The organism is Streptococcus suis (assembly GCF_019794555.1).
Taxonomy (GTDB): domain Bacteria; phylum Bacillota; class Bacilli; order Lactobacillales; family Streptococcaceae; genus Streptococcus; species Streptococcus suis_AB.
Window position 1 is genome coordinate 1 of the sequence record NZ_JAIMEP010000021.1, and the last position, 24529, is coordinate 24529.

A 24529-nucleotide genomic window follows, 5' to 3' on the forward strand; every position below is an offset into this window, starting at 1 on the left:
CTATTACAATACAAAAAGGATGCATTCAGGTCTTGATTACAAGTCTCCAAAAGACTTTGAAAAATATAATTCTTAAATTCTCTTAACTCCGTGTCTAGTTTTTCGTTGACTTTCCAAAGGATTTAGTTCTATACTGAACAGGACTAAGTCCTTTTAGTTTTGTTTTAATGCGTTTATTGTTGTAGTAAAAAATATACTCGGTAATAGCTTGCTCCAGTTGATCCAGAGACTTGAAATTTTTCTCAAATCCGTAAAACATTTCTGTTTTCAAGATGCCAAAGAAGGACTCCATCATGCCATTATCTGTGCTGGTTCCCTTGCGAGACATGGAAGGACATATGCCTTTACTTGCAAGAAAACGGTGATAGACTTCATGTTGGTATTGCCAACCTTGGTCACTATGGAGAATGGTATTTGGGTAAGTTTCCTCAGGGAAGACCTTCTCAAGCATGGTCTTGACTTGTATGAGGTTTGGAGAGCGGGATAAGGTAAAATCAATAATTTCGCTATTATAGCCATCCAGAACAGGAGAAAGATAGAGTTTTTCAGCACAATTTGGCAGAGCGAACTCAGTCACATCTGTATAGCACTTCTCAAAAGGCTTAGCCCCTTCAAAGGCTCTCTCAATGAGATTAGGAGCTTTCTTGCCCACATCACCCTTGTAAGACTTGTATCTCTTGCGTCGACGGATACGAGCAGTCAATCCTAGCTCCTTCATCAGCCGTTGTACTTTCTTGTGGTTGACAGAAAATCCACGATTTCTTAGCTCAAGGTGAATGCGACGGTAGCCATAGTTTCCCTTATGTTCATCATAAATGGCTTGAATTTCAACTTTTAAGTCCTTATCTCTATCTGGTTTATTCAATTGTTTGACTTGATAGTAATAGGTAGAAGGAACTAATTGGGAAATAATCAGCAGTATATTTAGTCTGAATCCTTCTGTGACCATCTCTCTAACTGTTTGAGCCTTTCTTGCTCTCTGGCTTCGTCCCTTAAACGAAGCTCCCTCAACTTTTTTAGGTAAGCCACCTCAGTGCGTAAGCGCTCATTTTCCTCCTGAAGTCGCTCTAACTCCGTCATCTCTTCCCAGGTTTTCTTTGGTTTACGCCCCATCTTTGGTGGTCTCCCTCTTGTTTTCTCAACAATAGTATACCCGTTTTTCTTGTATTGTGCTATCCAGTTTGGAAGAGTTCCACGATTTGGCAGGGCGTAGTCAAGCGAGACGGAGAGGACTGACTGCTTATCAAGAAGTACTTTATCAATCATTTCCTGCTTGAGTTCTGGAGAATAATAGGTATTCTTTCCTTTCTTGACAATATTTATTCCATACCTATCGATCAGTCGAAGCATATATTGGATAACAGATTCTGCAATATTAAACTGTTTTGACAAGTTCTTGATAGACTGACCACTTTGACGTAGTTCATAGATTTCGATTTTGTCTTCATAGCTCAATTTCATAAAAATAGCACCCCAAAAGTTAGATTTTTTCTGTCTAACTTTTGGGGTGCGGTTCACTATTGACTGTGTCTTATTTATTATAATGGTAAAATGAGTTCTTCTTCGTCAGAGTCATCCCCACCGACAGCTTTAATTTCAATCAGGAGATTGTGAGGCAGACAAACGGAAAGTTCACCTGGTTGGCTAATCCAGCCAGTCATCACAGCAATCTGGTCAGGACTATTGTCCTCTTTGTCACGAATCCGTTCGCCATCGACTTCAATAATATTGTATTGTCCTTCGTTTGGATAATAGGTAATTTCTTGATGAGGAGTATCTTGTGATAATTCAAATTGATCGACGACCTCTCCGTTTATCCTAACATATGCAATGATTTTAGTTTCATTTGACTGTGACGTTAAATGAGTGTATGTAAAAATCGCTGGGACAAAGGATAATAGAAGGGTCAGTCCAATTAATAGATAGTCAAATAATTTGAATTGTTTGAGAATGGATGTGAATGTCATATACAGTCTATTGTATAGAAAAAAACTTACTTTGTAAAATGTTGGATACAGATTACTTTTTCAATTGTTTATAGAAGAGCAGGAGAGCAAATATTCCCCAAAATCCTGCTAGAAGCGGTTTGATTTGTCCAGTGAAAAAACCAATGGAGAAGGTTAGGACAAGACCTGTAAAGAGAAACCAGAGCAGTGGTTTACGATAAAGATGGATAGCTTCTTGGAAAGCATTTGATTCTGGGCTGCTAGTCTGCCAGTCACTATTCAAGATTGGAAGTATAGTGAACGGTAAGATAAAGATTGGTGGATTGTCCCCAGTAAGGTAGCTATGTATATACAGGCTACAAATTGTTGTATAGGAGAGAACAATCAAAGTGAGTATAAGTTTCGGTTTGTTAACGTTCATCTGTTTTCTCCTTTTTGAAATACAATCGATAAAGAATAGCCAGAGCAAATCCAGCAGGAAGGATGAGGATATGTGGTTTGACATGACCTAGCCAAATGCCCACGGAATAGGTCAAGGTCATGGCAAACAGGGCAAATATGGCTTGGATGATATAGTAGCGTTTTTCTTCTTCTGTTTTAAAGGATCTGATAATCTGAATGGGTGGTAACATGAGCAAGAATGAACCGCTAATCGGCTCATTGACCATGTAAGAGTAGATGAAGAAGGCAGAAAATAAAGCATAAAATAGAACAAAAAATCGACAGGTTTGTTTGGGTGTAAAAGGTTTATTCATTGGGGCTGCTCCTTATTTTTTCTTGGCAGAATCTGCTTCCAGTTTTTGCAGATAGGCAAGGGCAGACAGGGCTAGACTGGCAAAGAGGCCCATCATGCCACCGAAGAGGAGTGATTTTACGTGGAAGATAGAATCCAGTAGGGGAAGCTGGAGGCTAAAGAGGTCTGCCAGCCCAGCAAAGAGGCTAGATAGCAGGGCAACTCCCAGTCCCCAGAGAAGTGGGTTAAGGGACCGACCTTGTCTTTCCTCAGGGCTAAGCTCATCCAAGTCATATTGGGGCAAGTCAGCATGGAGGGTGCGCATATTAACGATGCCAATTAGAATAATACTAAAGAAGGCAATGATCATTGGATAGTAGGTGGCAACCTCCACAGGATAGCGGATAGCTAGGAAGTAGGCGACAGCATTTCCAAGAGCTAGGAAGTAGAAGTAGTAGATAAAGGTCTGTCCGCCGATAGCATCAGCCTCGGTCCGTCGGTATTCATCTAAAGGACCGCGGACACCATAAAAACGTTTAATCATATTTTCGATCCACTTAGGTTCTTCTTTGGAAATAGCAGAGCTGACAGTTAGGTTTTCTGCTTTTTTCATGCGCTTGCGAAGCGTGAATTCGATATAGATTCCCATGAAAACACCGCTTAGACAGGCTGCAAGGAATTTTCGGAGGTCAAATAAGTGGTCTAGTGGATTGAGTCCCTCCATCCAGGCATTAAATCCCGTGTTCCAGATATACATACCACAGGTGAAATAGAGGGCGAATTTGATACTTGCTCCCTTGAATTTCTTTTGTTCCTTGCTAGTCAGTTCTTCTATATCTAAACTGTCCAGTTGACTGTGACGCAGTTTAAACATGATGTAGGTACTAGTCGCTAGATAGCTTAGGAGCAGGGCAACGGGGTAGCCAAATGCAACAACTTCTGGGAAGCGTTTGGATAGGGCAAGTGCCAGTAAGGTAAGAGCCATGGTGCCCCAAAAGAGGGGGATGAAGCAGGTATTTCCCAGTCGGAAAGCTTCTTTTTTGCGAAATTCATCCAGAGGTCCTGTGATACCGTAAAATCGTTTGATCAATTTATCTTGAAAGTTTTCCTTTTTCATACGATACTCCTAATTACTTACGACGGAAAATGAGTGGTAGGTAAGCTAGTCCAAGAAAGTAGACTGCCCCAGTAATCAGCAGTTGCACCCAGAATTTCGCTTGGCTGATGATATGCATGATGTCTGCTCCGCTATTGCCCCAAAGCTGAAAGAGGACAAAGAGCGGGATAAAAATAAGGGTAGAGATGAGAGCTTGACGTACATTCTTTTTCAAGGGGTTTCTTCCTTTCTAATCGTTCCAAAAGAGGCTATTAAGGTCGGTTTCTAGAGCCTTGGCAAGGTTGATGCAGAGATCTAGCGAAGGGTTGTATTTGTTGTTTTCAATCATGTTGATGGTTTGCCTGGATACGCCGATGGCCTTGGCCAAATCTAGCTGGGAAATACCTTGCAATAGTCGGTAGTCTTTGACTCGGTTCATGTACCCTCCTTTCTATGTCAATTATATATGACATACTAGTGTAAAAAAATGTGGGAGACCTCCCTGTTGATGTCAACTATATGTGACATGTTTCTTTACTGTTAGTATATACCTGTTTAAATAAGCTGTCAACTATATTTGACAGATTTTTTGTAAAAAGTTTGCAACAACTTTTTGTTTTATTTTGTGGTACAATAGAAAAGATATGACCAAGGAATTTAATCACACAACTGTCCTCTTATATGAGACAGTGGATATGTTAGACATCAAACCAAATGGAATTTATGTAGATGCAACGTTGGGCGGAGCTGGTCACAGTGAGTACTTGTTGAGTCAGTTGACGGATGGAGGGCATCTCTATGCCTTTGATCAGGATCAGACAGCTATTGATCATGCTCACATTCGCTTGGCAGCCTACATTGAAAAGGGGCAGGTGACCTTTATCAAAGACAATTTCCGTAATCTCAAGGCCCGCTTGGCAGAACTTGGTGTGACAGAAATTGATGGGATTTGTTACGATCTTGGTGTATCAAGTCCGCAGTTGGATGAGCGGGAGCGAGGTTTTTCCTATAAGCAGGATGCCCCTCTTGATATGCGGATGAACCGTGATGGTCAGTTGACGGCCTATGATGTGGTCAATACCTATGATTATCATGACTTGGTGCGGATTTTCTTCAAATATGGAGAGGATAAGTTTTCCAAGCAGATTGCTCGTAAGATTGAACAAGCGCGTGCTGTCAAACCGATTGAAACAACGACAGAGTTGGCAGAGCTGATCAAGTCTGCCAAGCCAGCCAAGGAACTAAAGAAAAAAGGCCATCCGGCCAAGCAGATTTTTCAGGCCATTCGGATTGAAGTCAACGATGAATTGGGAGCGGCAGACGAGTCTATTCAGCAGGCCATTGACTTATTGGCTCTGGACGGACGGATTTCCGTTATCACCTTTCATTCCTTGGAAGATCGTTTGACCAAACAACTCTTTAAGGAAGCGAGTACGATTGATGTGCCAAAAGGTTTGCCTTTTATCCCAGATGATTTAAAGGCACCGCTGGAGTTGGTCAATCGTAAGCCGATTTTGCCAAGTCAAGAAGAATTGGAAGCCAACAATCGTGCCCATTCAGCCAAGTTGCGCGTAGCCAAGAGAGTACATAAGTAGGAGAAACATCTATGTTACAAGAAAAACGTAGAGAAGCTACCATGCGAGTGATTGGTGATAAGTTTAAAACCTTCACCCGTGTAGAAAAAGCCTTTTATACAAGTATTATTCTATCCGGTCTGGCCTTGGCGATAGGGATTATTTTCTTGCAGACCCGTTTGATTCAAGTCCAGTCTGAAATGGCCAAGGTCAATCAAAACATCAACCAAAAACAGATTAAAATCAATGATGCCAAACAGGCCGTTAATGAGCTCACACGTTCGGCACGTCTGATGGAGATAGCGGAGAAGGCTGGATTAACATTTAATAACGACAATATTGGAGTAGCTGAATAATGCCCAGAAGAAACAATAAATTTTTAAAATATATCTTGAGAAATCGATATGTTCCATCAAAAAATCGTCGGAGAGTTGGTCAGCATTTACTTCTCTTGACGGTTTTCGTCTTTTTTATCTTTTTAATCAATTTTGCTTTTATTATTGGAACGGATAGTCGTTCGGGTGTGTCTTTGTCAGAGCGAGCTGCGGCAGTACATCAGCAAGAAGTGACTGTACAAGCGAGACGTGGTACAATTTATGATCGAACCGGAATTCCAATTGCAGAAGATTCTACCACCTACACAATCTATGCAATTATAGACACAGATTATGTTTCAGAATTTAAAGAAGTCTTGTATGTTGAAGCAACACAATTTAGCAAGGTTGCAGAAATACTAAATAAACACCTTGGAATGGAAACAGATTACGTTCTTCAACAGTTACGACAGCCAGAACTGAAGCAGGTTTATTTTGGAACCTTAGGGAAAAATATTTCTTATAATACAATGACCACTATCCAGGAGGAGATGAAGGCGGCGGGGATTGAAGGGATAGCCTTTAATGCCAGCCCAGGTCGGATGTATCCAAATGGAAACTTTGCTTCAATCTTTGTTGGGTTAGCCAATTTGATTGAAAACAAGGATGGTAGTCATAGCCTGCAAGGTATGAGTGGTATGGAGTACTACCTCAACGATATTCTAGCTGGTCAGGATGGTAAGGTTGTCTATGAAAAGGACAGTCAAGGACGCGTCTTGCCAGGCACAGAAAAAGTTGAGACTGAGACCGTAAATGGTCAGGATGTTTACACGACAATTTCTGCAGATTTGCAACGATCGCTTGAAACAAATATGGATACTTTCTTTAACAATGCTAAAGGTAAGTATGCAAATGCTACCTTAGTTTCTGCGAAAACAGGTGAAATTTTAGCGACAACACAACGCCCAAGTTATGACCCAGATACAAAAGAAGGGCTTGGTGCTGAAGGTTTGCTAGAGCGTTCGTTACTTTACCAAGAAGCCTTTGAGCCGGGATCAACCATGAAGGTTTTGACAGTAGCTTCTGCAATTGATAATGGTACATTTGATCCAAATGCATATTACACAAATAATGAATACGTAATTGCAGACGCAAAAATCAATGACTGGACTTTAAACGCTGGCCAATCAGCTGTTACGTTAAATTTTGCTCAGGGTTTTTCACTCTCAAGTAACGTCGGAATGACTTTGTTACAACAAGAAATGGGGGATGAAAAATGGCTAAATTATCTTGCTAAATTTCGCTATGGTTCCCCAACACGATTTGGTATGGGGGATGAGGCGCCAGGAATGGTACCAGAGGATAACATTGTTTCTATCGCCATGTCATCGTTTGGTCATGGGATTTCTGCAAACCAAGCACAGATGCTTCGTAGTTTTACAGCAATTGCCAATAACGGTATCATGTTGGAACCAAAATTTATCTCAGCTCTATATGATCCGAACACGGATACGGCTCGACTTTCTAAAGTGGAAGAAGTTGGAAATCCGGTTTCAGAAAAAGCGGCGAACGATACTCTTGGATATATGATTAATGTCGGAACGGATCCTGTATTTGGGACACTCTATTCATACGATTTGCAGGGACCTTCAATTGTTGTTGATGGATATGATGTTGCAGTCAAATCTGGTTCGGCGGAGATTGCCGGTGAAGATGGGCAAGGGTATATTAAGGGTGCCTATATTAACTCCGTTGTGGCAATGGTACCTGCCGAAGATCCAGAATTTATCATGTATGTAACTATTCGACAACCGGAATCACTTAATGTTATGTCGTGGCGTGATATTGTCAATCCGACTTTAAAAGAGGCAATGTTACTAAAAGATAGCTTGAATCTCGATTCTGCAGCTCCTGCTTTGTCACAAGTAACGACAGAGACTGAATACAAATTACCGGATCTGATCGGTAAATCTCCAGGGGAAACTGCTGAAGAACTTCGTCGGGAGTTAGTTCAACCTGTTATTCTAGGAAACGGTTCTGAAATCAAGAATGTTTCTGTGGAAAAAGGAAGCGTGGTCGCAGCCAATCAACAGATTCTCTTGTTAACCAATAAATTTGAAACAATGCCAGACCTATATGCCTTAACCAAAGAGAATATGGACCTTTTTGCAGAATGGACGGGTATTGAGGTGACCTATAAGGGTACTGGTTCAAAAGTGGTTGATCAGAGTGTTGAAGTTGGAACTGCTTTGAAGAATACAAAGAAAATTACAATTACTTTAGGAGACTAACATGCAATTTGCACTAATGTCGGGATTAGTTGCCTTTTTGGCAACAGTAGTCTTAATCCCTCGATTTATTACTTTTTATCAAGCTAAACGCATTGAAGGCCAACAGATGCATGAAGATGTCAAGCAGCATCAATTCAAGGCAGGAACACCAACGATGGGGGGTACTGTTTTTCTAGTAGTTGCGATTCTGGTTAGTTTTATCTTCGCAGCAATGACTCACATGTTGACTGGTGGCGTTATTGCCATTCTATTCATCTTAGCCCTCTATGGTTTAGTGGGATTCTTGGATGATTTTCTGAAAATTTTCCGTAAAATTAATGAAGGCTTGAACCCTAAACAAAAGCTTGCCTTGCAAATTCTAGGTGGCGTTGTTTTCTACTTTGTGCATGTTCGAGGAGCTGGTGGGGGTGAACTAAACGCATTTGGCTATATGCTAAATCTAGGAGTTCTCTATTTTCCTTTTGTACTATTTTGGTTGGTTGGCTTTTCAAATGCTGTCAACTTGACCGATGGTATTGATGGGCTTGCCTCTATCTCAGTTGTTATCAGCCTTCTAGCTTACTCTGTCATCGCCTTCAATGAGCAAAAATTCGATATTCTTCTAGTTTGTGTGACCATGATTGGTGGCTTGCTCGGTTTCTTTGTTTATAACCGTAAACCAGCGAAGATTTTCATGGGTGATGTGGGAAGCTTGGCTCTCGGCGGTATGTTGGCAACTATTTCAATTGCCCTCCGTCAGGAATGGACCCTCCTCCTTATCGGCTTGGTCTATGTCATTGAAACGTCCTCTGTTATGTTGCAGGTTTCATATTTTAAATACACCAAAAAACGCTTTGGAGAAGGTCGTCGTATCTTCCGAATGACTCCTTTTCATCACCATTTAGAGCTCGGAGGTTTGACCGGAAAAGCTGAAAAATGGAGCGAATGGAAGGTGGATGCCTTTCTTTGGTCGGTAGGACTGGTTATGAGTTTGATTACCTTGGCTATACTTTATTTATAGATTTACAATGAGTAGCAGAAACAGCAGAAATGCTGTTTTTGTGCTATAATAGAGGGTAATCTAAAAACGAACTTCATTCGCAAGGCTATTACTGTCTCAATGAGACTTGGCAGATTTTTACATATTGCAAAGCATAGGGAAAGCAGTAATACATACTTTTATTCTCTTCGAAAATCAAAAGCAGACGTTGTTGACTTGATTTGATGAGTGAAAGGCTCCAGCGGAGCCTTTCAGCCTGTTACCTTGCAACCAAAATAGTAACAGGGTTTTAACTGCATTATATCGATACAATCTATGTTCGCTCAATTTACAACCTCCAAAGGTTCCCTGAACCTTTGGAGCGGGTCTGATTTTGATTTTCATTGAGTATGAATATAATTCTGAAGACGGTTTTGAATATTTCTTGCGACTGAATTAGAGGAAACCATGAAATTTACAGATATGAAACTCAAGCCTTATCTTCAAGAGGCATTGAAAGAAATTAACTTTGTCCAGCCGACAGAAGTTCAGGAAAAATTGATTCCTGTTGTCTTGTCAGGTCGTGACTTGATTGGAGAGTCAAAAACAGGCTCAGGGAAGACCCATACTTTTTTGATTCCAATTTTTCAAAAATTAGATGAAGAAGTAGACCAAGTTCAAGCAGTTATTACGGCACCTTCGCGCGAATTGTCAACCCAAATCTATCAGGCAGCTCGTCAGCTGGCTAGTCATTCTGAGACTGAAATTCGAGTCAGCAATTATGTAGGTGGTACAGACAAGAATCGCCAGATTGACAAGCTCCAAGCTGGGCAACCTCACATTGTTATTGGGACACCAGGGCGTATCTATGATTTGGTAAAATCAGGTGACCTTGCTATCCATAAAGCCAAAATCTTTGTAGTGGATGAGGCTGATATGACACTGGATATGGGCTTTTTAGAAACAGTGGATAAAATTGCTGGAAGTTTGCCTAAAGATCTTCAATTTATGGTCTTCTCAGCGACTATTCCGCAAAAACTGCAACCGTTTTTGAAAAAATACTTGTCTAACCCAGTTATGGAACAAATCAAGACCCACACTGTGATTTCTGATACGATTGAAAACTGGTTGATTTCGACAAAGGGTCGTGACCGTAATGCTCAGGTTTTAGAGGCAACCAAGCTCATGCAACCTTATTTGGCAATGATTTTTGTGAATACTAAGACGCGTGCGGATGAATTGCATAGCTATCTGACAGAAAACGGTCTTCGTGTTGCAAAGATTCATGGGGACATTCCGCCGCGTGAGCGGAAGCGAATCATGAATCAGGTGAAAAACTTAGACTATCAATACATTGTAGCGACCGACTTGGCTGCTCGTGGTATAGATATTGAGGGTGTCAGCCATGTCATTAATGATGCCATTCCACAAGACCTTTCTTTCTTTGTACACCGTGTCGGTCGTACAGGACGTAACGGTTTACCAGGTATTGCCATTACCCTTTATCAACCGAGTGATGATGAAGATATTCGAGAATTAGAAAAACTAAATATCAAATTCTTACCGAAAGAAATGAAAAATGGTGAGTTTGTTGATACCTATGACCGTGATCGTCGTGTAAATCGTGAAAAGTCTCGTGAAAAGCTAGATTTGGAAATGATTGGTTTGGTCAAGAAGAAAAAGAAAAAAGTCAAACCAGGCTACAAAAAGAAAATTCAGTGGGCTGTTGATGAGAAGCGTCGGAAGAACAAACGGGTTGAAGCGCGTGCTAAAGGCCGTGCGGAACGGAAGGCAAAACGTCAAACCTTTTAAGAGTACTGAGGGAATACAATGTTACAAAATATCTTAAGCTTTTATTTACAAGGGCTCTTGATTGCAGCGATTTTTGTTATTGTGATTAGTTTTATTTGGTTTGTAATCCGCGCTAGCAAGGGCGTAGATAAGACCTTACAAGAACGACACGACTTTTTATTTGATTTACTGATGATTAATGTTATGACGATTCCGATTGTGGCTTTTGGAGTCGTCAGTATCATTTTGATGATAAAAGTATAGAGGGAAAGAATCATGTACGATACAATTGTAATTGGTGCAGGCCCAGCCGGAATGACAGCAGCGCTTTATGCGGGGCGAAGCAATCTAAAAGTGGCCTTATTAGAACGTGGTATTTATGGCGGACAAATGAACAATACCGCTGAAATCGAAAACTATCCGGGTTATGACCATATCTCAGGTCCTGCCTTGGCGGAAAAGATGTTTGAGCCTCTGGAAAAATTTGGAGTGGATCATATTTTTGGAACCTTGATTCGAATTGAAGAGGATGGTCCTATTAAAAAAGTTATCACTGAAGATGGCGTTTTGAAAACCAAGTCTATCATTCTGGCTATGGGTGCAAAACATCGCTTGCTTGGTGTGCCTGGAGAAGATACTTACAATAGCCGTGGTGTTTCATACTGTGCAGTTTGTGACGGTGCTTTCTTTAGGGGTCAAAAACTCTTGGTTGTCGGAGGTGGCGATTCTGCGGTAGAAGAAGCTTTATTCTTGACTCAATTTGCCGAGTCAGTGACCATTGTTCACCGAAGAGACCAGCTTCGTGCTCAAAAGGTCATTCAAGACCGTGCATTTGCCAACGAAAAAATAAATTTCATCTGGGATAGCGTCGTTGAAGAAATCAAGGGTGATGACCTTCGAGTACAAAGTGTTGTTATTAAAAATGTAAAAACAGAAGAAGTCAGTGAACTTGATTTTGGTGGCGTCTTTATCTATGTTGGTTTGGATCCGATGACAGAATCGGTTGCAGATTTAGGAATTACGGATGAAGCTGGCTGGGTCGTTACAAATGAAAAAATGGAAACGAGCAAGGCTGGTATTTATGCCATCGGTGATATTCGCCAAAATCAACTTCGTCAAATTGCAACTGCAGTTGGAAATGGAGCAGTTGCAGGACAAGAAGTTTACAACTACATCACAGAACTAGCTGAATAGGGGAATACAATGTTTCATATTTACGATATTCAGAAAAATCCAGATGGAATTTCCTTTGAAAAAACCCTGGATTTACATGAAGAATTGCAGGCACGAAATAGTGAAGTTCTAGGATTGTCACCTGTACAAGTGTCTGGTAATGTTCGATTTGAGTCAGGCTTCTTTTTCTTAGATTATCAAATGACCTATGATATCACCCTGGCATCTAGTCGTTCACTAAAACCAGTGGTTTTACATGAGTCGCAGGAGGTCAATGAGCTGTTTGTAGCTAATGAAGCCGTTCTCAAAGAACAAGATTTGATCGATGAAGATATGGTTTTAGTGGTGGAAAGTGATCAGATTGTCCTCGATGAAAGCGTGGCGGATAATATTTTGCTAGCTGTTCCAATCAAGGTGTTGTCACCTGATGAAGAAGCTGAAAAGGACTTGCCGTCAGGTCAATCATGGACATTGATGACAGAAGAAACCTTCCAGCAGCAAGCACAAGAAAAGAAAGAGGCCAATAGCCCCTTTGCTCAATTGCAAGGACTATTTGAAGAGGATGAATAGTCCGAGCCTTTGAATGGTTAAATTATCAGAAAATTCTTGTCAATTTTGGGTTTTCGGTGTATAATGAAAAAGATACTAACAAGAGGAGTAAACTAATGACAAAAGCAAATTTTGGTGTTGTAGGGATGGCTGTTATGGGCCGCAACCTTGCGCTTAACGTTGAATCACGTGGCTATACAGTAGCCATTTATAACCGTTCTGCTGATAAGACTGAGGATGTTGTGGCAAGCAACCCTGGAAAAAACTTGGTACCTAGTTATGATGTAGAAAGCTTTGTTGCTTCTATTGAAAAACCTCGCCGTATCATGTTGATGGTTCAAGCTGGACCTGGTACAGATGCAACAATCCAAGCATTGTTACCACACTTGGATGAAGGCGATATCTTGATTGATGGCGGTAACACTTTCTATGAAGATACAATCCGTCGTTCTAAAGAATTAGCAAACTCAGGAATTAACTTTATCGGAACAGGTGTATCTGGTGGTGAAAAAGGTGCTCTTGAGGGTCCTTCTATCATGCCTGGTGGTCAAAAAGAAGCCTATGAGTTGGTAGCAGACGTCTTAGAAGAAATTTCAGCAAAAGCCCCAGAAGATGGTGCGCCATGTGTTACATACATTGGTCCGGATGGTGCTGGTCATTATGTTAAAATGGTTCACAACGGTATCGAGTACGGAGATATGCAATTGATTGCTGAATCATATGATTTGATGCAACATTTGCTCGGCTTGTCTGTTGATGAAATGGCTGATATTTTCACTGAGTGGAATAAGGGTGAATTAGATAGCTACCTGATTGAAATCACTGCGGATATCTTGAAACGAAAAGATGATGAAGGCCAAGATGGTCCAATCGTTGATTATATTTTAGATGCTGCTGGTAACAAGGGTACTGGTAAATGGACTAGCCAATCATCACTTGATTTGGGTGTGCCATTATCATTGATCACAGAGTCTGTATTTGCTCGTTATATTTCTACATACAAAGAAGAACGTGTGGCTGCAAGTAAAGTTCTTCCAAAACCAGCTCCATTTGCCTATGAAGGGGATAAGGCTGAATTGGTCGAAAAAATCCGTCAAGCCCTCTACTTCTCAAAAATTATGTCTTATGCACAAGGCTTTGCACAATTGCGTGTAGCATCTAAAGAAAACAACTGGAACCTACCATTTGGTGAAATCGCAAAAATCTGGCGTGCAGGTTGTATCATTCGTGCTCGCTTCTTGCAAAAAATTACAGATGCATACGGCCGTGATGAAGATTTGGCAAACTTGCTTTTGGATGAATACTTCCTTGATGTAACAGCGAAATACCAACAGGCTGTTCGTGATGTTGTTGCTTTGGCAGTTCAAGCAGGAGTTCCTGTACCAACTTTCTCTGCAGCGATTACATACTTTGATAGCTATCGTGCTGAAAACTTACCAGCCAACTTGATTCAAGCACAACGTGACTATTTTGGTGCTCACACATATAACCGTAAAGACAAAGAAGGTGTCTTCCATTACGACTGGTATAGCGAATCAAAATAAGAATAGATGGGCGTGAGAGCGCCCTTCTTTCTAGTCATGATTCGATTCCTAAACCATGCAACTATAGAAAAAGGATGAACAATGGCTAAGAAAATTTTGATTGCTGGGAAAGAGCGTAATCTTTCACATTTTGTTTCCATGGAACTTCAGAAGAAGGAGTATATCGTTGATTATGCTTCAACAGGGAAAGAAGCTTTATCACTAGCTCATGAGACAGACTTTGATTTGGTTTTGATGAGTTTCCAATTATCCGATATGTCCAGCAAGGAGTTGGCTAAGGAGCTTCTTGCAATCAAACCTGCTACGGTGATGATTGTAGTTGTCGAACCAACAGAAGTGGCTGAACATGGGGAAGATGTATTGACGTATGCGGTATTTTACGTTGTGAAGCCATTTGTTATTAGTGACTTGGTGGAACAAATTTCCGATATTTTCCGTGGTAGAGATTTTATTGAAACAAATTGTAAACAGGTTCATTTGCATGCGGCCTATCGAGATTTAAAAGTTGATTTTCAAAACCGAACGGTCACACGGGGAGATGAGTTAATCAACTTGACGCGTCGAGAATATGATTTGCTGGCGACATTGATGAATAGTCCAGAACCAGTTAGCCGAGAACAGCTTCTTGAACGAGTCTGGAAGTATGAAGCGGCCTCTGAAACCAATGTTGTGGATGTCTATATCCGTTATCTTCGTGGAAAATTAGATGTTCCAGGACAGGCTTCCTATATTCGGACGGTACGTGGTGTTGGCTATACCATGAGAGATTAGAGACAAGAGAGAGTGTAAAGCTCTTTCTTTTTGTTTCTACCTATGTTAGAATGGTATAGATTATAAGGAGTATAATTCTATGAATTCGAAATTGAAAGAGCAGTTGATTTTGCTCATTTTTTCTGGGCTGGTCTTATTAACAGTTTTAAATTGGTCAACCGTTTATAGCGGAATCTTAACGGTACTTGGGAGCATGAACTCACTTCTTATTGGTGGACTTCTTGCCTTTATATTAAATGTGCCAATGAAAAAAATAGAGGACTTGATTGAAAAAGTTTCTTTCTTAAAAAAATCCAAGCGAGCTCTTGCCATCTTGGGTGTCCTCATTGCGTTCATCTTAATCGTCACTGGACTGGTTCTTATTGTTCTACCAACGCTTGTAACAACTGTATCGGAATTAGTTTCCGTTAGCAGTACAGCCGTTCCAAAATCAATCAATGCTTTAACATCATTTTTACAGTCTTATGGCCTGTTATCTGGTCAGATTGGCGAACAAGTTACGAGTCTATTGGATCAATTGAAGAATTTGACCTTTGTATCCAGCCTCGTGACGCCGATACTTTCTGGACTCGTCTCAAATGTGACAGGGATTTTCTCGAATACAATGACGTTAGTCATGGCTTTCTTCTTTACCTTAGCCATTTTGGGTAGCAAGGAACACTTACTATCTATGACACAAAAATTATTACAAGCTATCCTACCGGCAAAAGCTGTCAAGGTAGTCAATTATATTGGAGAAGTGATTATTGATACCTACGATCGATTCTTGATGAGTCAGATTGTCGAAGCGTGTATCATCGGAGTTTTGGTATTTGTAAGTTACTCTGCTTCAGGAATCCCTTATGCAAGCATGGCTGGGATCTTAGCAGGTGTATTGTCCTTTGTACCCTATATTGGTCCATTTACAGCATGTCTAATCAGCGCTCTCTTTGTTGCTGTTCAAAATCCATTGCTGGCTCTGTGGTCTATTGTACTCTTCCAAATTATACAATTAATTGAAGGAAATGTGATCTACCCCCGTGTTGTCGGGCAGTCTGTAGGACTTCCTACTGTATTTACTTTGGCAGCAGCATTGATAGGTGGTAATTTATTTGGTCTGTTAGGTATGGTCTTCTTCACACCGATCTTTGCAGTTGTTTATCGATTGGTAAAAGAATGGGTATATAGTCGACTAAAATCAAAAAATCAGATTTTGAAGGAAAGTGAATAAATACGCTTTCTTTTGTTTTTGTTCAAATTATGCTATACTGAGATGATAAAGTTTTTGTAGGAGAGTGAGTATGCGTTGTCCAAAATGTCATAGTTTAAAATCAAGTGTAATAGACAGCCGTCAAGCTGAAGATGGCAACACAATTCGTCGTCGTCGCTCATGTGACCAATGTGGTCAACGTTTTACCACATATGAACGGATTGAGGAAAAAACCTTAGTTGTTGTTAAAAAAGATGGTACCAGAGAACAATTTTCTCGCGAAAAAATCTTTAATGGAATCATTCGTTCTGCCCAAAAGCGTCCTGTATCAACCAGTGACATAGACGAAGTGGTTAACCGCGTAGAACAAAAGGTCCGCTCAATTAGTGATGCTGAAATTGAAAGTGACGTAATTGGTAATTTTGTGATGGAAGAATTGGTTGAATTAGATGAAATTACCTATGTACGTTTTGCTTCAGTCTATCGTTCGTTCAAGGATGTTGGCGAATTAGAAAATCTGCTCAAACAAATGATTTCGAAAGGGAGCAAGGTAAAAACGGGAATAAAAGATGAAGCCAAATGATTTATTTACCTATATAAAAACAAATGCCTTCAGTCCAGATGTTGTCAGTTTGAGTCAATGTTACCAACCCATCATTGGGTTTGATGCTTTAGCGCTTTATTATTACTTTTATAGTTTTTCCGACCAGGGGCAAGGACGTTTTAAATGGGCTTCGATTCTCAACCATATGGATTTTGGTATGAATCGACTGGAAAAGGCCTTAGATGTCTTGACAGCCATGGAGCTTTTGGAACTCTATCGTGCGGATGAGTTGACTGGAATAGCTGTACAGGCTCCTTTAACTGTAAAAAACTTTTTAGCCAAGCCCTTGTATAAGAATTTGTTGGCTAAAAAGATTGGTGAAGCTAGTGTGGATAGCTTACTTGTCCATATTCCAAAACAGGAACAAAATATTTCCAAAAATTTTTCACAAGTGTTTACAATGGATGGACAGGTTCCTCTTACTTTTGAATCCAATCGTGATTTTGATTGGTCAGCATTTAAAGCTCTGATGGCTAAAGATAAACTGTATTTTCAAGATGAAACTGAGGATATTATCGCACTAAGTTACATAGCAGAGCAGGCAGGTTGGACCTGGTTGGAAACCTATCGTCAGGCTAAAATAACAGCTATTGGACATACGATCTCAACTAAACGATTGCAGCAGTCACGTCAGTCATTGCCAAAAGAAAAAAACGACCTCACTGGCCAGGAAAGAGCTATTGTTCGGGAGGCAAAATCGAAATCCAGTCTTGTATTTCTATCTATTTTAAAGGATCAGCGCAAGGCAACTATAACCATGGCTGAGCGGAAATGCTTAACGGATTTGGCAAACATAGGGTTGCTTGATGAGGTGATTAATATCTTAATTCTCTATACTTTCAATAAGGTTGACTCTGCCAATCTCAATGAAAAGTATGCAATGAAGCTTGGAAATGATTTTTCTTACAAGGGAATTGGCAGTGCAGAGGCAGCTGTTCTTTACCTAAGAGAGTTAAAGACAGGTCAAGCTATCACCAAGCTGAGCCAGCCACAGAAAAGCAATGTACCTGAGTGGAGTAAGGAAGAGGTTGTCATGGATAACAGTCCTGAAGCTCAGGCAAGAATGGAAGCACTTAGGAAACGAATGTTAGAAAACGAAAGTAAGGGAGGTAGCTGATGAAATCAGTTCAAGACAGGTTGTCGCAGGCAGCCAATCCAAGTCCAAAATCTTATCAGCAACTCTATCAGGAGATAGTGAGTGATCCTGAAGTTGCTGCTTTTATCAAAAAAGAAGGTTTGACTCAGCAGGAAATCACCCTCTCCATTTCTAAGTTTTTGGAATATATCAGTCAGCGTGAACTCTTTGCCAAACAGGATGAATCCTATATTGCTAAGGGGTATCAACCTGTTTTGGTTATGAATGAGGGCTATGCGGATGTTTCCTATCTTGAAACAGAGGAATTGGTCGAATACCGTCGTTTGGAAGCTATCAAGAACCGCATTCAGCTCATCAATATGCCTCAGGCTCTCAAAAAAGTTACAGGTGAGGACTTGGATTTTACAGATATTAATCGTGAAGAAGTTTATGATGCCATTGCTACTTTTGTTAAGAATTTTGAAGAACAGCCAAAAGGTCTTTATATATATGGTAATTTCGGGATTGGAAAAAGTTATTTGATGGCTTACTTGGCTCACCGTTTATCAACCATTCACCACCTCTCTACCACCATGCTCCATTATCCAACCTTTGTTGTCGATATAAAAAATGCCATCAAAGATGGTTCTGTCAAGGAGCGTATTGATGAAATCAAGATGGCTCAGGTCTTGGTGCTAGATGACATCGGAGCGGAGCAACATAGTCCTTGGGTACGTGACGATGTGCTGCAGGTCATTCTTCAATATCGTATGCAGGAAAATCTGCCGACCTTCTTTACCTCCAATTTCTCCTTTGATGATTTGGAACGTCATTTCGCATCTGGCAAGTCTGGTGATGAGACCTGGCAGGCCAAACGGGTCATGGAGCGGATTCGCTATCTAGCACGCGATTTGCATTTGAAAGGAAATAACCGCCGATGAATGAAACCATTGATTTGATGCTGAACCATACTTCCGTCCGTCGTTTTACGGAGGAGCCTCTTGTAGCAGAAGATCTTGAAGCAATCATCGCAGCTGGGCGAGCGGCCTCTAGCTGGAAAAATTTTCAGTCCTATTCCATTGTTGTCGTCCAAACAGAAGCGAAAAAACAAGCACTATATGACTTGGTACCACAGCCTGCCATTCTTCAAGCTCAGGCAATTCTTGTTTTTGTGGGGGACCACTATCGTGCCAGAAAGGCGGCGGAGCTTCATGGTTCAGACTTTGATGCCAAAGGACCAGAGAATCTCCTGATTTCATCAGTTGATGCTTCCTTGGCCGGTCAAAATACCTTATTAGCGGCAGAAAGCTTGGGCTACGGCGGAGTGTTTATTGGACTGATTCGCCATAAGGCTTTGGCAATAGCAGAGCTGTTCAATTTGCCGGATTATACCTATCCCATTTTCTGTATTGCTCTAGGGCGGCCTGCTCAACATCATCCAGTTAAACCACGTTTGGCAAACGAAGCCATTGTTTTCCATGAAGAATATGTGGAACAAGGCGTAGAAGCAATTGAATCATATGACCTAGTACAGACTGAATATGCAGGAGCTCGCCAAAAAGAAACCTGGTCTGAGCGCCTAGTTGCTCAATTTGGTCAGCCAGAGCAACCTGAAACGAGGGCTGTGTTAGAAAAAAATAAACTATTGTAAACTAGAAGAGGAGGAGCTATGGCTCTACCAACTATTGCCATCGTTGGACGTCCCAACGTTGGTAAATCAACCTTATTTAACCGTATTGCGGGGGAACGCATTTCTATCGTAGAAGATGTGGAAGGTGTGACCCGTGACCGTATTTATGCTACTGGTGAGTGGCTGAATCGTAAGTTTTCCTTGATTGATACAGGTGGTATTGATGATGTGGATGCACCTTTCATGGAACAAATCAAACATCAGGCTGAGATTGCCATGGATGAAGCAGATGTCATCGTCTTTGTTGTATCAGGCAAAGAAGGTGTGACAGATGCAGATGAGTATGTATCTCGTATCCTTTATAAGACAAACAAACCAGTTATTTTGGTTGTCAACAAGGTCGATAACCCTGAAATGCGTAATGACATCTACGATTTCTATTCACTCGGTCTTGGAGATCCTTATCCAGTATCTTCTGTTCACGGTATTGGAACAGGGGATGTCTTGGATGCCATCATTGAAAACCTACCAGCTCAGGAAGCAGAAGAAAATCCAGATATTATCAAGTTCAGCTTGATTGGTCGTCCCAATGTTGGTAAATCCAGCTTGATTAATGCTATTTTGGGTGAAGAGCGCGTGATTGCTTCTCCAGTAGCTGGAACGACTCGTGATGCCATTGATACACACTTTACAGACCCAGAAGGTCAAGAATTTACCATGATTGATACCGCAGGGATGCGCAAGTCTGGTAAGGTCTATGAAAATACCGAGAAATACTCTGTTATGCGTGCCATGCGTGCCATTGAACGCTCGGATGTTATACTCATGGTCATCAATGCTGAAGAGGGTATTCGTGAGTATGACAAACGCATCGCAGGTTTTGCCCATGAAGCTGGCAAGGGAATGATTATCGTGGTCAACAAGTGGGATACGCTTGAAAAAGACAACCATACCATGAAGCAGTGGGAAGACGACATACGTGACCAATTCCAATACTTGTCCTATGCACCGATTATCTTTGTATCGGCTTTAACTAAACAACGTTTGAATAAGTTGCCTGAGATGATTAAAGCCATTAGTGAAAGCCAGAATACCCGTATTCCATCGGCTGTTCTCAACGATGTCATCATGGATGCTATTGCTATCAATCCAACACCGACTGATAAGGGTAAACGCCTCAAGATTTTCTACGCGACACAAGTTGCGACCAAGCCACCGACATTTGTGGTCTTTGTCAATGAAGAAGAACTCATGCACTTCTCCTATATGCGTTTCTTGGAAAATCAAATCCGTAAGGCCTTTGTCTTTGAAGGAACACCGATTCATTTGATTGCACGGAAACGGAAATAAAGAGGGTAACCTCTTTTTTCTTTGCAAGCATTTACAAATATGCTAGAATGAAAGTAGGAGGAATTTGTATGATATCAATTCCAATATGGCGATTATTCTTTCTATTGCTTTCGATCTTGGCCTTCTATTTCATTTTCTATGAAGATAGTCAGTATAAACCATTCGGTTTTCGTTATTGGCTGGGTCTGGTAGCCTGTCTTTGGGTTGCTTTTGCGACCTTGATTTCCTATTTTATTGCTTTTACATGTGGTTCCACCATGGTCTATAATCGATTTGAACAGCCTACGGTTTTGCTTTTCATCTTCTTTTTGTTATGTGCAATTGGCCTTAGCTTCCTATCCCTACATGCGATTAAAACCCTCATCCGACGAACCAAATATTATCGACAGGCTAGATAGGAAGGCTAGTATGGATTTTTTGGTGAGTTGCTAGTTGAGTTTTTGACTGGGCTAGCAGACTTCGATGAAAGGAAACACCCTCCCTTTGGATTTCGCTATTGGCTAGGTTGGTTAGGAGTTCTGATTCATGTCTTACCCTTTGCCTTGCTTACTTGTGTGACCGTCTTCTTTTTCATATTTTTCTTGGAAGGAAAAGGCTTGATTCACGGAGTAGTGGCAATTGTTTTCTTGTTGTTTGCTCTATTTTGGCTTTGGAAAAGCGGAAAAATAATCTTGAAAATGTGGCAAGCAACGATTTATTATTTAGCTATTCATTAGAGACATCAGATTTACAGCTGGTGTTTTTTTGATACCTAGTCGGAGAAGATTCCCTAAAAATCTGCTATAATGGAATGATAAAGATTTGTTTTATGAAATGAGTAAAGGAGCTTGAATGGGTCGTATGATGCCGGGGCGGATTCGCCAAGAAGGAATTGATTTATACGAGGCTGGACAATTGATAGTTCTTCAAAGTAAGAATGGCAAAATGGAGCTTGATATTGCCGGAGAACACTTTGTGTATGGAGATGAGGATAGTGATCTACAATGTAGCTGTCAATTATTTCAGAGCAAGGGTTATTGCCAACATTTAGCTGCCACGGAGTATTTCTTGAAAAATGATGCGTCGGGCAAGGATTTAAGTCAATCCATGAAAGAAGAGGGCGATGAACAGAAAGAAACCGTTCGTCGGACCTATTTTGGTGGTCTGTTTTTAGATGAGATTCTTCGTCCAAAGCCAGAAATGGGGATTAAGTATCAGTTATCTGTGGAAGGAAGTTTGTTGCCTTTTGATCGTCAGATTGATTGGACTTTGAAGATTTCCCGTCTGCCAGATAGTCGTTCCTATATTGTAAGAGATATTGGTGCATTTTTGCGTCTGGTAAAGGTTAATGGTTATTACCAAATTGGGAAAAATTACTATGAGCTGGTTGCGTTTGAAAATTTTGATGAGCCGAGTCAGGCTTTATTAGAATTTCTATGGAATTTGGTACCTGAGAAAGTTGGATTGGACTCAGATATTCTCATACATTTTGGAAGACATTTTCGCTTACCTCAGGCCTATTTTGAAGAGGGGCTGGAATTGTTGGGTCAACTGGAACAATTCACTTTTTCCTATCAGAGCCAGACCTATCATTCCTTGCTTATTTTTCCTTTGTCGAAAGAGGCAGGATTGTTTCGTTTTGAGGTCACTGTACACACGCACATGATTGAAATGGTTGTTCATGAAAAAAATTATCGAACGCTTTTCTATGGACGCTATCTTTTAGTAGATGGAATCATTTACAGTGTCGATCGCTGGCAGGAACAATTGATACGCCAAATTTCAGAACTGGTTCCTACAGAGTCTGGTCTAAAGAAAGTCCAAGTTGATTTTAGCGATCAAGATCGTTTAGCACTTAGTCTTTTGGATTTACAGACGATTGGAACAGTCAAAGCACCCAAACGGTTCATCATTCAAGATTTCACACCAGAATTCGATATCCACATGCAATCAAATGGAAGTCTGACCTTACACTTAGTCTTGGATTTTACAGGGCGTAAGGTCAGAAGTGAAGAGGAGTTGGGTCTACTACCATTTGCCAGTCATTTTCAACATTTAGAAGAAGTATATCAGGCCATTCAATTAGCTGGTTTTCGTGGAAAATTTTATGCACAACGTCCAGAATTGAGTCGGCAAGAACGGTATCCATTTTTCCGGCAAGAATTACCGATTTTGCAAAGAATGGGGCCGGTTCATCTATCTGAAGAACTGGAGTCTTTATTTACTGAGGCTAGACCGCGATTAGAAATCGTTCGAAATGGGTCCCTTCTAGATATTTCATTTGATTTATCGGGAGTGGACCAGAGTGAAGTTGATCAAGCAATCTCTGCATTATTACGTCAAGAAGACTACTATACTAGTTCAAGTGGAAAAGTTTTGGTTTTTGATGAGGAAACCAAGAAAATTAGTCAAACCCTCATCAAGCTACGCGCTCAACATGGACAAGGAGGACAGATTCACCTTAATGCCTTTGCTGGTTATCAATTAGTGCAATCATTATCAGAATTTGAGCAGGTCAGATTTTCTAAGGAATTTCAGGAAATGGCTACTTATTTAGCCCAACCGGATCGTTTTCCGATGCCTGATTTGCAGGTAAACACTTCTCTTAGGGATTATCAACAGACAGGCGTTAAATGGCTATCCATGTTAGATACCTATGGGTTTGGTGGGATTTTGGCAGATGACATGGGGTTAGGAAAAACTTTGCAGACGATTGCATTCTTGACCAGTCGACTAGATAAGGATTCAAAAGTTCTTATTTTGGCTCCATCTAGCTTGATTTATAACTGGTTGGAGGAGTTCAATCGCTTTGCACCAATCCTCGATGTAGCTGTAGTACATGGAATGAAAGAACAAAGAGAGCAGTTGATTGCAGCTGAACATCAGATCATCGTGACATCTTATCCGTCCTTTAGGCAGGATGTAGAGTTATACAAGCAGGAGCGATTTGATTACCTCATTTTGGATGAGGCTCAGGTCATGAAAAACGCACAGTCAAAAATTGCTCAATTACTTCGTGAATTTGAAGTAGGGAACTGTTTTGCCTTATCTGGAACACCGATTGAAAATCACTTGACAGAATTATGGTCTATTTTTCAAATTGTGCTTCCAGGATTATTACCTGCCAAACAAGGTTTTAGTAAACTATCTACAAAAGACATTGCTCGAGCAATTCAACCATTTGTTCTGAGACGCCACAAAGAAGATGTTCTCAGAGAATTACCAGATTTAATTGAAGTCAATGTTCTGAATGAATTAACTGATGAACAAAAGACAGTTTATTTAGCACAACTTCAACAAATGCAATCACAAGTTCTTGGTGCAACTGATGTGCAAATTAATCGAAGTAAAATCGAAATTCTGTCGGGAATCACTCGATTAAGGCAAATTTGCGATACTCCAAGCCTATTTTTGGATTCCTACAAGGGGGAAAGTGGCAAGTTAAATAGTTTGAGAGAATTATTAATTCAATTAAAAGAAGGGAATCGGCGAGTTCTTATTTTTTCTCAGTTTCGAAATATGTTAGAGCAAATCGAGTCTCAGCTGGAAGAAATTGGATTGACATCCTATACCTTAACTGGCTCAACGCCTGCAAATCAACGACAGGAAATGACTCAAGCATTTAATGCAGGTAGCCGAGATGCCTTTCTTATTTCATTGAAAGCAGGCGGTGTTGGACTGAATTTAACAGGAGCTGATACAGTTATTTTGGTAGACTTATGGTGGAATCCAGCTGTTGAAGCACAAGCCATCAGTCGTGCCCACAGAATGGGTCAAACAGAGATGGTTGAATGTTACCGATTGATTACTCGTGGGACTATTGAAGAAAAAATTCAAGAATTACAGGAAAACAAGAACAATCTTGTGAAAACTGTTTTAGATGGAAATGAGAACCGCGCTCAATTGACCGCTGAAGATATTCGTGATATTTTAGGGATTCAATAGGGTAACAATTACTGGAT

Annotated in this window: 25 protein-coding genes; 18 read left to right on the forward strand and 7 right to left on the reverse strand. The window is 40.7% G+C overall.

Translation table 11 applies throughout. The features are described from left to right. Positions 1-94 precede the first annotated feature (94 nt). The 7 genes from K6V48_RS08485 to K6V48_RS08515 all read right to left on the reverse strand — a co-directional run bounded on the left by K6V48_RS08485 (position 95) and on the right by K6V48_RS08515 (position 4214). A protein-coding gene (locus tag K6V48_RS08485) for an IS3 family transposase (RefSeq protein ID WP_222369062.1) occupies positions 95-1461 on the reverse strand; the annotation gives its coding sequence in 2 pieces (ribosomal slippage) (positions 95-1005 and positions 1005-1461; 1368 coding nt in all). A gap of 77 nt (positions 1462-1538) precedes the next feature. Next, positions 1539-1967, reverse strand: coding sequence for a NusG domain II-containing protein (locus K6V48_RS08490; protein WP_222369064.1), 429 nt, complete (start codon positions 1965-1967; stop codon positions 1539-1541). A 52-nt stretch (positions 1968-2019) separates the two neighbouring features. Next, complete coding sequence (locus K6V48_RS08495) at positions 2020-2367, reverse strand: hypothetical protein (protein WP_222369066.1); 348 nt, start codon at positions 2365-2367, stop codon at positions 2020-2022. Next, positions 2357-2701, reverse strand: coding sequence for an MFS transporter (locus K6V48_RS08500; RefSeq protein ID WP_222369068.1), 345 nt, complete (start codon positions 2699-2701; stop codon positions 2357-2359). The genes K6V48_RS08495 and K6V48_RS08500 overlap by 11 nt, the downstream gene beginning before the upstream one ends. Positions 2702-2713: 12 nt before the next feature. Next, positions 2714-3796, reverse strand: coding sequence for a DUF3278 domain-containing protein (locus tag K6V48_RS08505; protein ID WP_222369069.1), 1083 nt, complete (start codon positions 3794-3796; stop codon positions 2714-2716). 13 nt (positions 3797-3809) lie between these two features. Continuing rightward, positions 3810-4010 (reverse strand): hypothetical protein, encoded by a 201-nt coding sequence (locus tag K6V48_RS08510; protein WP_172006680.1) that lies wholly within the window; start codon positions 4008-4010, stop codon positions 3810-3812. 15 nt (positions 4011-4025) lie between these two features. Then, positions 4026-4214 carry a helix-turn-helix transcriptional regulator gene (locus K6V48_RS08515; protein WP_172006681.1) on the reverse strand — a complete coding sequence of 63 codons (189 nt, stop codon included), beginning with the start codon at positions 4212-4214 and terminating at the stop codon, positions 4026-4028. Positions 4215-4419: 205 nt separating this feature from the next. Here K6V48_RS08515 and rsmH point away from each other — a divergent pair, with 205 nt between their 5' ends. From rsmH to K6V48_RS08605, 18 genes are all read left to right on the forward strand, one after another. Further along, complete coding sequence (rsmH, locus tag K6V48_RS08520; protein ID WP_222369071.1) at positions 4420-5370, forward strand: 16S rRNA (cytosine(1402)-N(4))-methyltransferase RsmH; 951 nt, start codon at positions 4420-4422, stop codon at positions 5368-5370. An 11-nt stretch (positions 5371-5381) separates the two neighbouring features. Further along, the gene (ftsL, locus tag K6V48_RS08525) at positions 5382-5705 is read left to right on the forward strand and encodes a cell division protein FtsL (RefSeq protein WP_222369074.1); all 324 of its coding nucleotides are present in this window, start codon (positions 5382-5384) and stop codon (positions 5703-5705) included. Further along, a complete protein-coding gene (pbp2x, locus tag K6V48_RS08530) occupies positions 5705-7954 on the forward strand; it encodes a penicillin-binding protein PBP2X (protein WP_024412193.1) in 2250 nt (749 codons plus the stop codon). The genes ftsL and pbp2x overlap by 1 nt, the downstream gene beginning before the upstream one ends. Before the next feature lies 1 nt (position 7955). Next, positions 7956-8954, forward strand: coding sequence for a phospho-N-acetylmuramoyl-pentapeptide-transferase (mraY, locus tag K6V48_RS08535; protein ID WP_222369077.1), 999 nt, complete (start codon positions 7956-7958; stop codon positions 8952-8954). Positions 8955-9380: 426 nt separating this feature from the next. Then, positions 9381-10724 (forward strand): DEAD/DEAH box helicase, encoded by a 1344-nt coding sequence (locus K6V48_RS08540; protein ID WP_222369080.1) that lies wholly within the window; start codon positions 9381-9383, stop codon positions 10722-10724. 18 nt (positions 10725-10742) lie between these two features. Further along, positions 10743-10967 (forward strand): DUF4059 family protein, encoded by a 225-nt coding sequence (locus K6V48_RS08545; RefSeq protein WP_024391129.1) that lies wholly within the window; start codon positions 10743-10745, stop codon positions 10965-10967. Positions 10968-10979: 12 nt separating this feature from the next. Further along, positions 10980-11897, forward strand: a complete 918-nt coding sequence (gene trxB / locus K6V48_RS08550; protein WP_024391130.1) for a thioredoxin-disulfide reductase — start codon at positions 10980-10982, stop codon at positions 11895-11897. Positions 11898-11906: 9 nt separating this feature from the next. After that, positions 11907-12446: a YceD family protein gene (locus K6V48_RS08555; protein ID WP_222369084.1), complete on the forward strand. Its 540-nt coding sequence runs from the start codon at positions 11907-11909 to the stop codon at positions 12444-12446. Positions 12447-12541: 95 nt separating this feature from the next. Then, a complete protein-coding gene (gndA, locus tag K6V48_RS08560; protein ID WP_024391132.1) occupies positions 12542-13969 on the forward strand; it encodes an NADP-dependent phosphogluconate dehydrogenase in 1428 nt (475 codons plus the stop codon). A gap of 81 nt (positions 13970-14050) precedes the next feature. After that, positions 14051-14740: a response regulator transcription factor gene (locus tag K6V48_RS08565; protein WP_024391133.1), complete on the forward strand. Its 690-nt coding sequence runs from the start codon at positions 14051-14053 to the stop codon at positions 14738-14740. A gap of 79 nt (positions 14741-14819) precedes the next feature. Beyond that, positions 14820-15950, forward strand: coding sequence for an AI-2E family transporter (locus K6V48_RS08570; protein WP_222369087.1), 1131 nt, complete (start codon positions 14820-14822; stop codon positions 15948-15950). A 70-nt stretch (positions 15951-16020) separates the two neighbouring features. Next, positions 16021-16512 (forward strand): transcriptional regulator NrdR, encoded by a 492-nt coding sequence (gene nrdR / locus K6V48_RS08575; RefSeq protein WP_024391135.1) that lies wholly within the window; start codon positions 16021-16023, stop codon positions 16510-16512. Next, positions 16499-17650, forward strand: coding sequence for a replication initiation and membrane attachment family protein (locus tag K6V48_RS08580; RefSeq protein ID WP_222369088.1), 1152 nt, complete (start codon positions 16499-16501; stop codon positions 17648-17650). The genes nrdR and K6V48_RS08580 overlap by 14 nt, the downstream gene beginning before the upstream one ends. Further along, positions 17650-18549 (forward strand): primosomal protein DnaI, encoded by a 900-nt coding sequence (gene dnaI, locus K6V48_RS08585; RefSeq protein WP_222369090.1) that lies wholly within the window; start codon positions 17650-17652, stop codon positions 18547-18549. Before K6V48_RS08580 ends, dnaI begins: the two co-directional genes overlap by 1 nt. Then, a complete protein-coding gene (locus tag K6V48_RS08590) occupies positions 18546-19259 on the forward strand; it encodes an NADPH-dependent oxidoreductase (protein ID WP_222369091.1) in 714 nt (237 codons plus the stop codon). Before dnaI ends, K6V48_RS08590 begins: the two co-directional genes overlap by 4 nt. Positions 19260-19277: 18 nt before the next feature. Continuing rightward, positions 19278-20588, forward strand: a complete 1311-nt coding sequence (gene der, locus K6V48_RS08595) for a ribosome biogenesis GTPase Der (protein WP_024391139.1) — start codon at positions 19278-19280, stop codon at positions 20586-20588. Between the two features lie 68 nt (positions 20589-20656). After that, positions 20657-20986 (forward strand): MFS transporter, encoded by a 330-nt coding sequence (locus K6V48_RS08600; RefSeq protein ID WP_222369092.1) that lies wholly within the window; start codon positions 20657-20659, stop codon positions 20984-20986. 433 nt (positions 20987-21419) lie between these two features. Beyond that, on the forward strand, positions 21420-24512 hold the full coding sequence (locus K6V48_RS08605) for a DEAD/DEAH box helicase (protein WP_222369093.1): 3093 nt from the start codon (positions 21420-21422) through the stop codon (positions 24510-24512). The last annotated feature ends 17 nt before the right edge of the window (positions 24513-24529 follow it).

Excerpts from the sequence above, each read along its gene's own strand:
- pbp2x (WP_024412193.1), top strand. The coding sequence starts at position 5,705 with ATGCCCAGAAGAAACAATAAATTTTTAAAATATATCTTGAGAAATCGA.
- nrdR (WP_024391135.1), top strand. The coding sequence starts at position 16,021 with ATGCGTTGTCCAAAATGTCATAGTTTAAAATCAAGTGTAATAGACAGC.
- K6V48_RS08505 (WP_222369069.1), bottom strand. The coding sequence starts at position 3,796 with ATGAAAAAGGAAAACTTTCAAGATAAATTGATCAAACGATTTTACGGT.
- trxB (WP_024391130.1), top strand. The coding sequence starts at position 10,980 with ATGTACGATACAATTGTAATTGGTGCAGGCCCAGCCGGAATGACAGCA.
- K6V48_RS08500 (WP_222369068.1), bottom strand. The coding sequence starts at position 2,701 with ATGAATAAACCTTTTACACCCAAACAAACCTGTCGATTTTTTGTTCTA.
- K6V48_RS08600 (WP_222369092.1), top strand. The coding sequence starts at position 20,657 with ATGATATCAATTCCAATATGGCGATTATTCTTTCTATTGCTTTCGATC.
- gndA (WP_024391132.1), top strand. The coding sequence starts at position 12,542 with ATGACAAAAGCAAATTTTGGTGTTGTAGGGATGGCTGTTATGGGCCGC.
- K6V48_RS08565 (WP_024391133.1), top strand. The coding sequence starts at position 14,051 with ATGGCTAAGAAAATTTTGATTGCTGGGAAAGAGCGTAATCTTTCACAT.
- der (WP_024391139.1), top strand. The coding sequence starts at position 19,278 with ATGGCTCTACCAACTATTGCCATCGTTGGACGTCCCAACGTTGGTAAA.
- K6V48_RS08580 (WP_222369088.1), top strand. The coding sequence starts at position 16,499 with ATGAAGCCAAATGATTTATTTACCTATATAAAAACAAATGCCTTCAGT.
- ftsL (WP_222369074.1), top strand. The coding sequence starts at position 5,382 with ATGTTACAAGAAAAACGTAGAGAAGCTACCATGCGAGTGATTGGTGAT.
- K6V48_RS08545 (WP_024391129.1), top strand. The coding sequence starts at position 10,743 with ATGTTACAAAATATCTTAAGCTTTTATTTACAAGGGCTCTTGATTGCA.
- K6V48_RS08555 (WP_222369084.1), top strand. The coding sequence starts at position 11,907 with ATGTTTCATATTTACGATATTCAGAAAAATCCAGATGGAATTTCCTTT.
- mraY (WP_222369077.1), top strand. The coding sequence starts at position 7,956 with ATGCAATTTGCACTAATGTCGGGATTAGTTGCCTTTTTGGCAACAGTA.
- K6V48_RS08570 (WP_222369087.1), top strand. The coding sequence starts at position 14,820 with ATGAATTCGAAATTGAAAGAGCAGTTGATTTTGCTCATTTTTTCTGGG.
- K6V48_RS08590 (WP_222369091.1), top strand. The coding sequence starts at position 18,546 with ATGAATGAAACCATTGATTTGATGCTGAACCATACTTCCGTCCGTCGT.
- rsmH (WP_222369071.1), top strand. The coding sequence starts at position 4,420 with ATGACCAAGGAATTTAATCACACAACTGTCCTCTTATATGAGACAGTG.
- K6V48_RS08605 (WP_222369093.1), top strand. The coding sequence starts at position 21,420 with ATGGGTCGTATGATGCCGGGGCGGATTCGCCAAGAAGGAATTGATTTA.
- K6V48_RS08540 (WP_222369080.1), top strand. The coding sequence starts at position 9,381 with ATGAAATTTACAGATATGAAACTCAAGCCTTATCTTCAAGAGGCATTG.
- K6V48_RS08495 (WP_222369066.1), bottom strand. The coding sequence starts at position 2,367 with ATGAACGTTAACAAACCGAAACTTATACTCACTTTGATTGTTCTCTCC.
- dnaI (WP_222369090.1), top strand. The coding sequence starts at position 17,650 with ATGAAATCAGTTCAAGACAGGTTGTCGCAGGCAGCCAATCCAAGTCCA.
- K6V48_RS08515 (WP_172006681.1), bottom strand. The coding sequence starts at position 4,214 with ATGAACCGAGTCAAAGACTACCGACTATTGCAAGGTATTTCCCAGCTA.
- K6V48_RS08490 (WP_222369064.1), bottom strand. The coding sequence starts at position 1,967 with ATGACATTCACATCCATTCTCAAACAATTCAAATTATTTGACTATCTA.